Origin of the sequence: Actinacidiphila glaucinigra (assembly GCF_900188405.1) — a bacterium.
Lineage (GTDB): Bacteria > Actinomycetota > Actinomycetes > Streptomycetales > Streptomycetaceae > Actinacidiphila > Actinacidiphila glaucinigra.
Window position 1 is genome coordinate 119853 of the sequence record NZ_FZOF01000001.1, and the last position, 12294, is coordinate 132146.

Annotated in this window: 11 protein-coding genes; 7 read left to right on the forward strand and 4 right to left on the reverse strand. The window is 74.5% G+C overall.

Annotated elements, in window-relative coordinates; translation table 11 throughout:
• Positions 1-90: 90 nt before the first annotated feature.
• Positions 91-999, reverse strand: a complete 909-nt coding sequence (locus tag CHF15_RS00590; RefSeq protein WP_089221578.1) for an SGNH/GDSL hydrolase family protein — start codon at positions 997-999, stop codon at positions 91-93.
• A gap of 236 nt (positions 1000-1235) precedes the next feature.
• Between CHF15_RS00590 and CHF15_RS00595 the strand changes: the two genes are divergently transcribed.
• Complete coding sequence (locus tag CHF15_RS00595; protein WP_026250557.1) at positions 1236-1730, forward strand: DUF3145 domain-containing protein; 495 nt, start codon at positions 1236-1238, stop codon at positions 1728-1730.
• Here CHF15_RS00595 and CHF15_RS00600 read toward each other — a convergent pair.
• Complete coding sequence (locus CHF15_RS00600) at positions 1718-3853, reverse strand: MMPL family transporter (RefSeq protein WP_089221579.1); 2136 nt, start codon at positions 3851-3853, stop codon at positions 1718-1720. The genes CHF15_RS00595 and CHF15_RS00600 overlap by 13 nt on opposite strands.
• Positions 3854-3955: 102 nt before the next feature.
• On the opposite strand from CHF15_RS00600, the gene CHF15_RS00605 reads away from it, so the two are divergent.
• Entirely contained in the window at positions 3956-4438 is a 483-nt protein-coding gene (locus tag CHF15_RS00605; protein ID WP_089221580.1) for a MarR family winged helix-turn-helix transcriptional regulator, read from the forward strand.
• 10 nt (positions 4439-4448) lie between these two features.
• Here the strand turns inward: CHF15_RS00605 and CHF15_RS00610 are convergent, their stop codons facing one another.
• Positions 4449-5933 carry an SDR family oxidoreductase gene (locus CHF15_RS00610; protein WP_089221581.1) on the reverse strand — a complete coding sequence of 495 codons (1485 nt, stop codon included), beginning with the start codon at positions 5931-5933 and terminating at the stop codon, positions 4449-4451.
• A 34-nt stretch (positions 5934-5967) separates the two neighbouring features.
• Positions 5968-6678 (reverse strand): dienelactone hydrolase family protein, encoded by a 711-nt coding sequence (locus CHF15_RS00615; protein WP_089221582.1) that lies wholly within the window; start codon positions 6676-6678, stop codon positions 5968-5970.
• 181 nt (positions 6679-6859) lie between these two features.
• On the opposite strand from CHF15_RS00615, the gene CHF15_RS00620 reads away from it, so the two are divergent.
• From CHF15_RS00620 to CHF15_RS00640, 5 genes are read left to right on the forward strand one after another with little or no spacing between them, the layout of a single operon-like run.
• On the forward strand, positions 6860-8131 hold the full coding sequence (locus tag CHF15_RS00620) for an NAD(P)/FAD-dependent oxidoreductase (protein ID WP_089221583.1): 1272 nt from the start codon (positions 6860-6862) through the stop codon (positions 8129-8131).
• On the forward strand, positions 8125-8880 hold the full coding sequence (locus tag CHF15_RS00625; protein WP_089221584.1) for a DUF1365 domain-containing protein: 756 nt from the start codon (positions 8125-8127) through the stop codon (positions 8878-8880). The genes CHF15_RS00620 and CHF15_RS00625 overlap by 7 nt, the downstream gene beginning before the upstream one ends.
• Before the next feature lie 2 nt (positions 8881-8882).
• On the forward strand, positions 8883-10157 hold the full coding sequence (locus tag CHF15_RS00630) for an SAM-dependent methyltransferase (RefSeq protein WP_089221585.1): 1275 nt from the start codon (positions 8883-8885) through the stop codon (positions 10155-10157).
• Positions 10154-11440 carry an SAM-dependent methyltransferase gene (locus CHF15_RS00635; RefSeq protein WP_089221586.1) on the forward strand — a complete coding sequence of 429 codons (1287 nt, stop codon included), beginning with the start codon at positions 10154-10156 and terminating at the stop codon, positions 11438-11440. The genes CHF15_RS00630 and CHF15_RS00635 overlap by 4 nt, the downstream gene beginning before the upstream one ends.
• Before the next feature lie 5 nt (positions 11441-11445).
• Positions 11446-12267, forward strand: a complete 822-nt coding sequence (locus CHF15_RS00640) for a DUF1295 domain-containing protein (RefSeq protein WP_089221587.1) — start codon at positions 11446-11448, stop codon at positions 12265-12267.
• Positions 12268-12294: the final 27 nt, after the last annotated feature.

Genomic DNA, 12294 nt, shown 5'->3' on the forward strand with positions numbered 1-12294 from the left:
CGATGTTGCCGAAGTGAGTCCGTCCGCCCGTGGCGCGTACCGCGCCGTGTCCGAAACCCCGAACGAGGAGCCGGCTCCTGCCGGCGGGTCCTAGCGTCCGACCGCGCCCGGCCCGAAGGCCGCCGCGTAGACCAGTCCCGCCAGCTTGGCCTGACCCTCGGTGCTCGGGTGGAACCAGTCCCAGGGGCTCAGCTCCTTTTGGGTGAACCGGTAGTCGAAGACCGTGCCGCCGTCGTAGCGGCAGCGCTGGAGGCGCGCGCACTCCTGCCGCAGGACGTCGTTGTACGCCATCACCCTCTCGCGTACGGTCAGCCGCCGTTCGCGGGCGGCCGTGCTCATCGACTGCGCGTCGGAGAGCATCGACGGGCACAGGCCGAGCTTCCAGATCTGCCGCCCCAGCGCGTTCTGCCGGCCGACGTCCCACAGGCGCATCAGGTCGGGCACGCTCGCGACGAAGACCTGGGCCTTGGGCAGTTCGCGGTCGAGAGTCTTCAGGGCGGCGGAGAAATCCCGGCGGTATTCGGCCACCGGGGTCATGCGGTCGGTGCTTTTCGCACACGCGTCGTTGGCCCCCATCAGGATCGTCACCTGCTGCGGCCGTCGTTCGACGGCCTTCTTCGCCTGTGCCGGCAGGTCGTGCATCTTGGCCCCGCTGGCCGCCAGGTTCCAGCTCTTGGAGGCCGGCTTGTCCAGCAGGCGGGTGGCCACGCTCTCCACGGAGCGGCGGCTGCCGGTCGCCCAGGACAGGTCCGGACAGTCCGTCAGGATCCCGCAGGCGTCGAAGGCGCGGGTGATGGAGTCCCCGAGCGCGGCCAGTGAGGCGGGGGTGGTGTCCCACACCGCCGCGGGGCGCTTCGCCGCGTCTGCCCGCCCGGCGGCGCCGGCCTCGGTGCTGCCCGGGCCGTCCTTCGCCGAGCAGCCGGCCGCGAGTGCCGTCGTGAGCACGGTGACCAGCGCGATCAGGGCGCCGCTGACCCCGCGCGAGAGCGACAGGCGCATCCGTTCTCCCTCGGACGAGTGGGTGACTTCTCGCTGATCCCGACAGTACGTCACTCCTCGCCTGACGCCGCGCGGTAGCTTTTTCCCTGACAGGTGGTGCGAAAGAGGTGATCCAAGGTCAGATCTTGTCTCATTCGTTATGATTAGTGCAGAATGTCCACTGCAGTCCCGGATGGCTCGGTTATGGGCATGAGGCCGCTGGGGAAGGCGTACCTCGTCCCACACTGGAGGTTCCGGTGACGACACGTGGAGTTCTGTACGTGCACTCCGCGCCACGCGCGCTGTGCCCGCACGTCGAGTGGGCCGTCGCGGGTGTGCTCGGCGTGCGCGTGAACCTGGACTGGATCCGCCAGCCCGCCTCGCCGGGCACCTGGCGGGCCGAGTTCTCCTGGCAGGCGGAACCCGGCACCGCCTCCAAACTGGCGTCCGCACTGCGCGGCTGGCACCTGCTGCGCTTCGAGGTCACGGCGGAGCCGTGCGCAGGCGCCGAGGGGGAGCGCTACAGCAGCACCCCCGACCTCGGCATCTTCCACGCCGTCACCGGCATCCACGGGGACATCCTCATCCCCGAGGACCGGTTGCGCGCCGCGCTCGCCCGCGCCCGCAAGGGCGAGGCCGACCTGGAGACGGAAGTCGCCAAGCTGCTCGGCAAGCCCTGGGACGACGAACTGGAGCCCTTCCGCTACGCGGGTGAGGGCGCCCCCGTGCGCTGGCTGCATCAGGTCGTCTGACGCTCCGCCACCCGCGGCGGTGCCGCGGCGCCTTCCGGCGCCGGCGGCCCGTCGCCCCGGCGTGCCGCGGCGCCCGGCCACCACACCTTCGGGCCGATGTCCCGTACCAGTGCGGGCAGCAGGAACGAGCGCACCAGCAGGGTGTCCAGCAGCACCCCGAAGGCCACGATGAAGGCGATCTGCACCAGGAAGGCCAGCGGGATCACGCCGAGCGCCGCGAAGGTCGCCGCGAGCACCACGCCCGCCGAGGTGATCACCCCTCCGGTGGCGGTCAGTCCGCGCAGGACGCCCTGCCGCGTGCCGTGGCGCAGCGTCTCCTCGCGGACCCGGGTCATCAGGAAGATGTTGTAGTCCACGCCGAGGGCGACCAGGAAGACGAAGCCGTACAGCGGCACCGAGGCGTCCGTGGCCGAGAAGCCGAACACATGGTGGAAGACCAGCGCCGACACCCCCAGCGTGGCGGCGAAGTTGAGGCCCACCGTGGCGACCATGAGCAGCGGCAGCAGCAGGCTGCGCAGCAGCGCCGCCAGGATCACCAGGATGATCGCGAGGACGACCGGGACGACGAGCGTGCGGTCGCGCTCCGCGGTCCGCTGGGTGTCGAGCTGCTGGGCCGTGTACCCGCCGACCACCGCGTCGGCGCCGGGCACCGCGTGCACGGCCGTGCGCAGCCGCTGCACCGTGGCCTTGGCGGCGTCGCTGTCGGCGGCGTCCCGCAGCGTCACCTCCAGCAGGACCCGGCCGCCGGCGACGAGCGGCTCGCCCCCGCCGGGCCGGCCCGAGGCGGTGAGCGGGGCGACGGAGTCGACGCCGTCGGTGCCGGACGCGGCCCGGGTGACGGGGTCGAGCCGGTCCGCCCGCGCGATGACCACGGCGGGGTTGCCCGAACCGCCGGGGAAGTGCTCGCCGAGGACGCGCTGGGCGGTCACCGAGGGCGCCTGGTGGACGAAGATCTCGTCCAGCGGCACGCCCCGGGCGGTCAGCACGGGGGAGAAGGCCGCACAGCCCAGCAGCAAGGCCAGGCTCGCGGCCCAGACCCGGCGCGGCGCGCGGTCCACCAGGGCCGCGATCCGCCGCCAGACGCCCTCCCCCTCCGGACGCCTCTCCCGCGGCCTGGCGGGCCAGTAGGCGGCCCGGCCGAGCAGCAGCAGCGCCGCGGGCAGGAAGGTCAGGCTGCTCGCCACCGCGCAGACGATCCCGACGGCGCCGACCGGGCCGAGGGCGCGGTTGTTGGTGAGGTCGCTGGCCAGCAGGGCGAGCAGGCCGAGGGCCACGGTCGCCGCGCTCGCCACGATCGCCCCGGCGGAGCGGCGCAGCGCGGCGCGCATCGCCGTGAACCGGTCGCCGCGGGCCGCGAGTTCCTCCCGGAAGCGGGCGGCGAGCAGCAGGGCGTAGTCGGTGGCCGCGCCGATGACGAGGATCGACAGGATGCCCTGGACCTGGCCGTCGACCCGGACGACGCCGTGGTCGGCCAGCACGTAGACCACCCCGCAGGCCAGGCCGAGCGAGAAGACCGAGCCGACGATGATGACCAGGGGCAGCAGCAGCGCGCGGTAGACCAGCAGCAGGATCGCCAGCACCACGCCGAGCGCGGTGAACAGCAGCAGCCCGTCGATGCCCGCGAAGGCCTCGCCCAGGTCGGCCTGCGAGGCCGCGGGTCCGGCGACGTGGGCGGTGGTCCCCGCGACCCGGGCCGCGGTGTCCTGGATCCGGCCGACGGCGTCCCCGATGTCCCGGCCGAGGTCGGGGCGGAGCTGTACGACGCCCTGCAGGGCCAGGCCGTCGTCGGAGCGCAGCGCGGGGGAGGGTTGCCCGCTCACCCCCTCGGTGCCCGTGAGCGAGGCCAGCGCGGCCGTGGCGGCCTGCTGCTGGGCGTCGGTCACCCGGCCGCCGCCGGCGGTCCAGACGACGATCGCGGGCACGGTCCCGTTCCGGCTGAAGGCGGTCCGTTCGGTGACGGCCTTCGTGGACTCGGCGCTGCGCGGCAGGAAGGCCGCCTGGTCGTTGGTGGAGACCTCGCCGAGCCTGCCGGCGTACGGGCCGAGGGTGCCACCGATGCCCAGCCAGGCGACCAGCAGCACTACCGGCAGCAGCCATCGGACGGCGCGCGGCAGGGATGTCATCGCTCTCTCCCGTGGGGTGCGGAACCGGGGGATCTCCCCGTGAGGAAGGATATATCTCAGCGATTGAGTATCTTAATAATCGAGATTATTTACGATGGGGGGGTGCCCGACAACCTCCAGGACGAGTCCCCGACCGGGCTGCACGCCTTCGCCGTGCAGCTGCGCCGGATGAACAGCGAGTTCAACCGCATCGCGCAGGACTTCGCGCAGAGCCAGAAGCTGCACCACACCGACGTGCAGGCGCTGGTCGCGATCCTGGACGGCGACGACCAGGGCGGGGCCATGACCCCCGGTCTGCTGCGCGAACGCCTCAACCTGACCTCCGGTGCCGTCACCGCCTGCCTGGACCGGCTGGAGCGCGCCGGCCACATCCGCCGTACCCGCGATGCCGCCGACCGCCGCGTGGTCCATCTGCACTACGCCCCGCGGGGGGTGGCGGTGGCGCGGGAGTTCTTCCGTCCGCTCGCCCGGAGCACCGACGCGGCGCGCGCCCGCTTCACCGAGGACGAACTCGCCGTCGTGATGCGCTTCCTGGGCGCGATGAACGACGAACTGACCGCCCTGCGCGCCCCCGCCCCGGAGTGAGCGGCCGCCGTCACGGCCCCGCCGCGCCCTCCCGGGCGGCCGCGGCTATGTTGCGCGCCATGCCGCCGAAGACCACCGAGTGGAACGGCGACACGCTCCACCAGTACGCGTGCCCGGCCAGCCCGCGCGGATGGAACAGCGCCCGCTGCCCGTAGACGGTGCGCCCGGCACCGTCCCGTCCGGCCGACAGCTCCAGCCAGGCCAGGCCCGGCAGCCGCATCTCGGCGCGCAGCCGCAGCAGCCGGCCGGGCTCGATCTCCTCCACCCGCCAGAAGTCCAGCGAGTCGCCCGCCCGCAGGTGCGCCGCGTCCCGCCGCCCCCGGCGCAGCCCCACCCCGCCCACGAAGCGGTCGAGCCAGCCGCGCACGGCCCAGGCCGGCGGGAAGGAGTACCAGCCGTTGTCGCCGCCGATGCCCTCGATGACCCGCCACAGCGCCTCGGGCGAGGCGTCCACGATCCGCGTCCGGTGGTCGCAGTAGAGGGAGCCGCCCGCCCAGTCCGGGTCCGTGGGCAGCGGGTCACTCGGCGCGCCGGGCACGGAGGCCGAGGACCAGCGGGTGACCACGTTCGCCTCCCGGATGCGCTGCAGCGCCAGCCGCAGCGCCGGCTCGACGCCGATCATGCCCTCGGCCGGGTCCGGCACCCAGCGCGCGATGTCGTGGTCGCGACAGACGACCTCGTACCGCAGCGACTCCGTCAGGGGCCGCGCGATGCCCGCGGGCACCGGGGTCACGAGCCCCACCCAGTGGCTCGACAAGCGCGGCGTCAGCACCGGCACCGGCACGATCAGCCGCGGCGGCAGCCCCGCCACCTCGGCGTACATCAGCATCATGGCGCGGTACGTGAGCACGTCGGGGCCGCCGATGTCGAAGGCGCGGCTCACCTCGGGCGGCAGCGTGGCGCAGCCCACGAGGTAGCGCAGCACGTCCCGTACGGCGATCGGCTGGATCCGGGTGCCCACCCAGCGCGGGGTGACCATCACCGGCAGCCGTTCGGTGAGGTAGCGCAGCATCTCGAAGGAGGCCGAACCCGAGCCGATGATCACCGCCGCCCGCAGCGCCGCCGTCGGCACGCCGGAGGTGAGCAGCACCCGGCCCACCTCGGCGCGCGAGCGCAGGTGCGGCGACAGCTCCCGCTCGGGCACCCCGGCGGGGGTCAGCCCGCCCAGGTACACGATCCGCCGGACGCCCGCGGCCCTCGCGCGGGACCCGAAGACCTCCGCGGCCTCCCGGTCCGTCCGTTCGAAGTCCCGCCCGCTGCCCAGGGCGTGGACGAGGTAGTAGGCGACGTCCACGCCCTCCATCGCCGCCGCCACCGAGTCCGGGTCGGTGACGTCGCCCTTGACGACCTCCACCTCGCCCGCCCACGGGTGGTCGCGCAGCTTGCCGGGCGTACGGGCCAGGCAGCGCACCCGGTGCCCGGCCTCCAGCAGCTCGGGGACGAGCCGGCCGCCGATGTAGCCGGTGGCGCCCGTCACCAGGCAGGTGAGGCTCATCGCGGGCTCCCCGCGTTCGGGCGCGGGCACGGGTTCATCGCGCTCCCTCCGTTCCCGGGGCGGTCAGCGCCCCCGCCACCTCCGGCGGCAGCGGGCCCAGCCGCAGCAGACCGGCGACCAGGCGCGCCGTCAGGGCGTGCCAGGTGCCCGCGCCGCGCAGCATCGCGTGGTCGCCGCCCGGTACCACCAGGTGGCAGGCCTGGGCGCCCGCGGCCCGCGCCCGGTCCGCCAGGGTCAGCGAGCCGGCCGGATCGGTGACCCGGTCCCGGTCGCCGTGCAGCAGCACCAGACGCCGCCCGGCCAGATGCCCCACCGGCTCGCCCTCGGGGCACCACGGCGCCAGCCCCACGACCGCGCCCACCAGCGGGTGCCCGGCCGCGCGCAGTGCCGCCCGGCCGCCCATCGAATGCCCCACCAGCACCACGGGCACCTCCCCGGCCCGTTGCCGCAGCGCCTCCAGCGCCCGCAGGGCGTCCCGCGCGGCGTCCTCCCGCTCGCCGTTCCAGCCGCGGTGCCGGTAGCGGACCCCGGCCAGGGCCACCCCGTGCCCGGCGGTGGCCCGGCCGATCGCACGGACGAACGGACGCATCCGGGCCCCCGGAAGGTTCAGCGCCGGGGGCGGTTCCAGGCCCTCCGCCCGGCCGCCGTGCAGCACCAGGACGGCGGCGTGCGGCCGCTGGGGCAGCACGTACGGGACCAGCGCCGGGCGCGGCCGCCCGCCGCCCGCTTCGTCACCGTACGTCATCGGATTCGCCCCTCTCGTGTGCTCTCGGTCATTATCCGCCGCCCCCCGCGGCCACGCCCGTCACATACCTCCACCCATGGATTCGCCGCCGCCGGCCCGGCGGATTGCCGTACGGACCAATCCGTCCGGCGACCGGCTCCGAACCACCGGCAGGGAGAGGAACGCGACGAAGGGACGGGATGTGACCGACAGAAGGCGAAGGGTGGCCGTCGTGGGCAGCGGCGTCGCCGGGCTCACCGCCTCCTACCTGCTGCAACGGCACTGCGACGTATCGCTGTTCGAGGCCGACGACCGGCTCGGCGGGCACGCCCACACGCACGACATACCCTCCTCCGACGGCCGGGTCACCGCCGTCGACAGCGGCTTCATCGTCCACAACGAGCGCACCTACCCCACCCTGCTGCGGATCTTCGCCGAACTCGGCGTCCCCACGCAGGAATCCGAGATGAGCATGTCCGTCCGCTGCGAGGGCTGCGGACTGGAGTACGCGGGCGCTCGCGGCCCGTCGGGGATCTTCGCGCAGCCGCGCAACGCGCTGCGCCCCGCCTATCTGCGTATGCTGGCCGAAGTGCCCCGATTCCACCGCCTCGCCCGGCGGCTGCTCGCGGAGGGCGGTACCGACGACACCACCACGCTGGGGGAGTTCCTCGGCGCGGGGGAGTTCTCGGCGTACTTCACGGCCCATTTCATGACCCCCCTGGTCGCCTGCGTCTGGTCCTGCTCGCCGCGGACCGCCGCCCACTACCCGGCGGTCTACCTCTTCCGGTTCCTGGACCACCACGGGATGCTCTCGGTGGGCGGCGCCCCCACCTGGCGGACCGTCACCGGCGGATCACGCGTCTACGTCGAGCGCATCGTCAAACGGCTCACCGCGATCCGCACCGCCACCCCCGTACGCGCCCTGCGGCGGCACGCCGACGGCGCCGACGTCGTCACCGGCGACGGGGAGACCGAGACGTACGACGCGGTGGTCGTCGCCACCCACCCCGACCAGGCGCTGCGGCTGCTCGCCGACCCCACCGCGGACGAGCGCCGGACGCTCGGCGCCCTCACGTACTCCCGCAACCCGACGCTGCTGCACACCGACACCTCGGTGCTGCCCCGCAGCCGTGCCGCCCGCGCCTCCTGGAACTACCTCATGCCCACCTGCGCGCCCGATCCCGGCGGGGTGCGCGTCAGCTACGACATGAACCGCCTCCAGCGGCTGGACACCCCCGAGCACTACCTCGTCACCCTCGGCGACGACGACCGCGTCGACCCGGCCCGCGTGCTCGCCCGCATGGTGTACGAGCACCCCGTCTACACCCCTAAGGCGCTGGCCGCGCGGCGGCGGCTGCCCGCCCTCACCACCCCCGTCACCGCCTACGCCGGGGCCTACCACGGCTGGGGATTCCACGAGGACGGCTGCCGCTCCGGCGCCGAGGCCGCCCGCCGGCTGGGGGTCCGATGGTGACCCCCGCAGGCCTGCCGCCGCAGGTGCCCGCCCTGTACGAGTGCACGATCACCCACGTCCGCACCCGCCCGCGGCGGTACGCCTTCACCCACCGCACCTACATGTGGCTGACCGACCCCGCCCGGCCGCCCCGGTTCCCCGCTGCGCTGCGCCCGCTCGCCCGCTTCGACCCCCGCGACCACTTCGGCGGCCGGCACGCCACCGTACGGGCCGCCCTCGACGCCTACCTCGCCGCGCAGGGCGTCGACCTGCACGGCGGCCCGGTCCGCATGCTCAGCCACGCCCGGGTCCTCGGCCACGTCTTCAACCCGCTGACCCTGTACTGGTGCCACGACCCGGCTGGCACCCTCGTCTGCGTCGTCGCCGAGGTCCACAACACCTACGGCGAGCGGCACGCCTACCTGCTGCACACCGACGAACGCGACACCGCCCGCGTCGCCAAGGACTTCTACGTCTCCCCGTTCTTCCCCGTCGACGGCGGCTACCGCATGCGGCTGCCCGAGCCGCAGGACCGGCTCCACCTCACCGTCCACCTGGAACGCCCCGGCGGCGGCACCCCGTTCACCGCCACCGTGCGCGGCGAACGGCGCCCGGCCACCGCGCCGGGCCTGCTGCGCGCCGCCGCGCGGCACCCCTGGTCCACGGCCGCGGTGTCGGCCGGCATCCGCCGGCACGGCATCCGGCTGCTGCTGCGCGGACTGCCCGTGCGGCACCGTCCCGTCCATGCGCCTCAGGAGGGTTTCGAGTGACCATGTCCACCACATCCGTCCCCCTCTCCGCCTCCGCACCCGCCGCCGGCGTGGACCCGCGCCGCTGGCCCGACGTCGCGGCCCGGCCGCGCTGCTCGCGCCTGCGCGCCGCCGTCGCCGGCGCCGTCCTGCGACGTGCCCTGAGCGGGCTCCCGCTGCGCTGCCGCCTCGGCGAAGGCGGCCCGGTCCTCGGCACCGGCGGCCCCGCCGTGCTGATCGCCGACCCCGACGCCTTCCACCGCCGGGTCGGCACCAACGGCCTCATCGGCTTCGGCGAGTCCTACATGGCCGGTGAATGGGACGCGCCCGACCTGACGGCCGTCCTCACCGTGCTCGCCTCGCACGTCACCGAACTCGTCCCGCAGCCGCTGCAGAGGCTGCGCTCCCTGTGGGCGCACCGGCAGCCCACCGAGCGGCGCAACACCCTCGACGGCGCCCGCGGCAACATCCACGACCACTACGACCTGTCCAACGACCTTTTCGCCCTCTTCCTCGACGAGACCCTGACCTACTCCTCCGCCGTCTTCCGCGGCTTCCCCGCCCGGCGCGCCCAACTGCCCGCCGCACAGCACCGGAAGATCGACCGGCTGCTCGACCTGGCGGGCGTCGGCGAGGGCACCCGGCTGCTGGAGATCGGCACCGGCTGGGGCGAACTCGCCGTCCGGGCCGCCCGCCGCGGCGCCCGCGTCGTCTCCGTCACCCTCTCCGAGGAGCAACGCCGGCTCGCCACGGCCCGGATCGCCGCCGCGGGGCAGCAGGACCGGGCCACCGTGCAGCTGCGCGACTACCGCCAGGTGACCGGGAGCTACGACGCCATCGTCAGCGTCGAGATGATCGAGGCCGTCGGCGCCGAGTACTGGCCGGTGTACTTCACCGCCCTGGACCGGCTGCTCGCCCCCGGCGGCACGGTCGCCCTCCAGGCGATCACCATGGCCGACGAGCGCATGCTCGCCACCCGCCACACCCACACCTGGATGCAGAAGTACGTCTTCCCCGGCGGGCTCATCCCCTCCCTGGAGGCGATCGAGCGGACCCTCGACGAGCACACCGCGCTGCGTGTCACCTCCTGCGACGGCTTCGGCCCGCACTACGCGGAGACGCTGCGGCTGTGGCGCGAGCGCTTCACCGAACGCGCCGCCGACGTCGCCGCCCTCGGCTTCGACGAGACCTTCCGCCGCATGTGGACCCTCTACCTCGCCTACTCCGAGGCCGGCTTCCGCTCCGGCTACCTCGACGTGTGCCAACTGCGGCTGGCCCGTGGGGAGGCCGCCGGGTGAAGGGCGCCGCGGACACCCTCGCCCCGCTGCTGGAGCAGTTCACGGGCGGCCCGCTGCCCGTACGGCTGCGAGCCTGGGACGGCAGCACCGCCGGGCCGCGCGACGCCCCCGTGGTCGTCCTGCGCTCCCGGCGGGCGCTGCGAAGACTCCTGTGGCAGCCCGGCGAACTCGGCCTCGCGGAGGCGTACATCACCGGCGACATCGACGTGCGCGGTGACCTCACCGAAGGACTGCGGGCCCTGTGGCACGCGGTGCGCGACGACGGGCTGCGCCCTCCCCGGCTGACCGCGGCCGACCGGCTGCGCGCCGCCGGCGCCGCCGTACGGCTCGGCGCGGTCGGCCCCCGGCCGCCCACCCCGCGCGGCCGCGCCAGGCTCAACGGCACCCCGCACACCAGGAGCCGGGACCGGGCCGCCGTCAGCCACCACTACGACCTGTCCAACGACTTCTACGAACTCCTCCTCGACCCCTCCATGGCCTACTCCTGCGGCTACTGGACACGCGACGGCGACCCCTCGTACGGCCTCGCCGACGCCCAGCGCGACAAGCTCGAACTCGTCTGCCGCAAGCTGGACCTGCGCCCAGGCACGCGGCTGCTCGACATCGGCTGCGGCTGGGGCGCGCTCGCCCTGTACGCCGCGCAGACCCATCGCGCGCAGGTCCACGCGGTCACCCTCTCCGCCGCCCAGCGGGACTTCGTACGGGACCGGATCCGCGAACGCGGTCTGGAGGAGTACGTCACCGTCGAACTGCGCGACTACCGCGACCTGGAGGGCAGCGGCGGCTACGAGGCGGTCACCGCGATCGAGATGGGCGAGCACGTCGGCGACGCGCACTATCCGCAGTTCGCCGGAGCGATCCACCGCATGCTGCGGCCCCGGGGCAGGGCGCTGGTGCAGCAGATGTCCCGCGGCCGTGCCGCCCCCGGTGGCGGCGCCTTCATCGAGACCTACATCGCCCCCGACATGCACATGCGGCCGCTCGGCCGGACCGTGGCGCTGCTGGAGGACGCGGGCCTGGAGGTGCGGGCCGTGGAATCGCTGCGCGAGCACTACGTGCGCACCGTGCGGGCCTGGCTGGCCACCCTGGAGCGGCGCTGGTCCGACGTCGTCCTCCTGGCCGGCGAGGAGACCGCGCGCGTGTGGCGGCTGTACCTGGCCGGCGGCGCGCTGGCCTTCGCCGAACGGCGCATGGGCGTCGACCAGATCCTCGCCGTACGGCCCACCGCCGACGGCACCTGCGGCACGGCCGGCACGGCCGCCGCCTGGTACGCGGGGTGGTGAGGGCGATGGACGGCTTCCCCTGGGGCGCGTTCGGGGCGGGCGTGGCGGTGGCGGCCGGGGCCGCGCTCGCCGTCATGCTCGTCACCTTCGCCTTCGCGCTGTCCCGCGGCAGGCACCGCTACGTCGACGTCGCCTGGGGCGTGGCCTTCACCGCGGTCGCCGGCTCCGCGTACGGCATGTCCGCCGGGCACGGCGACCCGGTGCGGCGCGCGCTGGTGCTCGCGCTGACCGCCGTGTGGGGCCTGCGGCTCGCCGTCCACATCGCCCGCCGCGGGCGAGGCCACGGCGAGGACCCCCGCTACGAGGCCTTCCTGGCCAAGGCCCGCGGCAGCCGGGCCGCCTACGCCCTGCGCGCGGTGTACCTGCTGCAGGGTGCGCTCGTCCTGGTCGTCTCGCTGCCCGTCCAGGCCGCCTCGTACATCCCCGGGACGGTCGGCCCGGCGGCCGTGGTCGGCGGGCTGCTCTGGCTCACCGGCCTGCTCTTCGAGGCCGTCGGCGACCACCAGCTGGCCCGCTTCAGGGCCGACCCGGCGAACCGGGGCCGCCTGATGGACCGCGGCCTGTGGAGCTGGACCCGGCATCCCAACTACTTCGGCGACTTCTGCGTGTGGTGGGGCCTGTTCGCGCTGGCCTGCGACGCCTGGCAGGCCGCGGCGGTGTCCGTCGTGTCCCCGCTGCTGATGTCGTACCTGCTGACCCGGGGCAGCGGGAAGGCCCTGCTGGAACGGCACATGGCGGACCGCCCCGGCTGGGCCGACTACGCCTCGCGCACCAGCGGCTTCTTCCCCTGGCCCCCACGGAAGCGGGGCGGTGCGCCGGAGAGGTGAGCAGGGGTGGGGCGTTGCCGGCAGCCC

Excerpts from the sequence above, each read along its gene's own strand:
- CHF15_RS00590 (WP_089221578.1), bottom strand. The coding sequence starts at position 999 with ATGCGCCTGTCGCTCTCGCGCGGGGTCAGCGGCGCCCTGATCGCGCTG.
- CHF15_RS00600 (WP_089221579.1), bottom strand. The coding sequence starts at position 3,853 with ATGACATCCCTGCCGCGCGCCGTCCGATGGCTGCTGCCGGTAGTGCTG.
- CHF15_RS00610 (WP_089221581.1), bottom strand. The coding sequence starts at position 5,933 with ATGAGCCTCACCTGCCTGGTGACGGGCGCCACCGGCTACATCGGCGGC.
- CHF15_RS00615 (WP_089221582.1), bottom strand. The coding sequence starts at position 6,678 with ATGACGTACGGTGACGAAGCGGGCGGCGGGCGGCCGCGCCCGGCGCTG.
- CHF15_RS00625 (WP_089221584.1), top strand. The coding sequence starts at position 8,125 with ATGGTGACCCCCGCAGGCCTGCCGCCGCAGGTGCCCGCCCTGTACGAG.
- CHF15_RS00630 (WP_089221585.1), top strand. The coding sequence starts at position 8,883 with ATGTCCACCACATCCGTCCCCCTCTCCGCCTCCGCACCCGCCGCCGGC.
- CHF15_RS00640 (WP_089221587.1), top strand. The coding sequence starts at position 11,446 with ATGGACGGCTTCCCCTGGGGCGCGTTCGGGGCGGGCGTGGCGGTGGCG.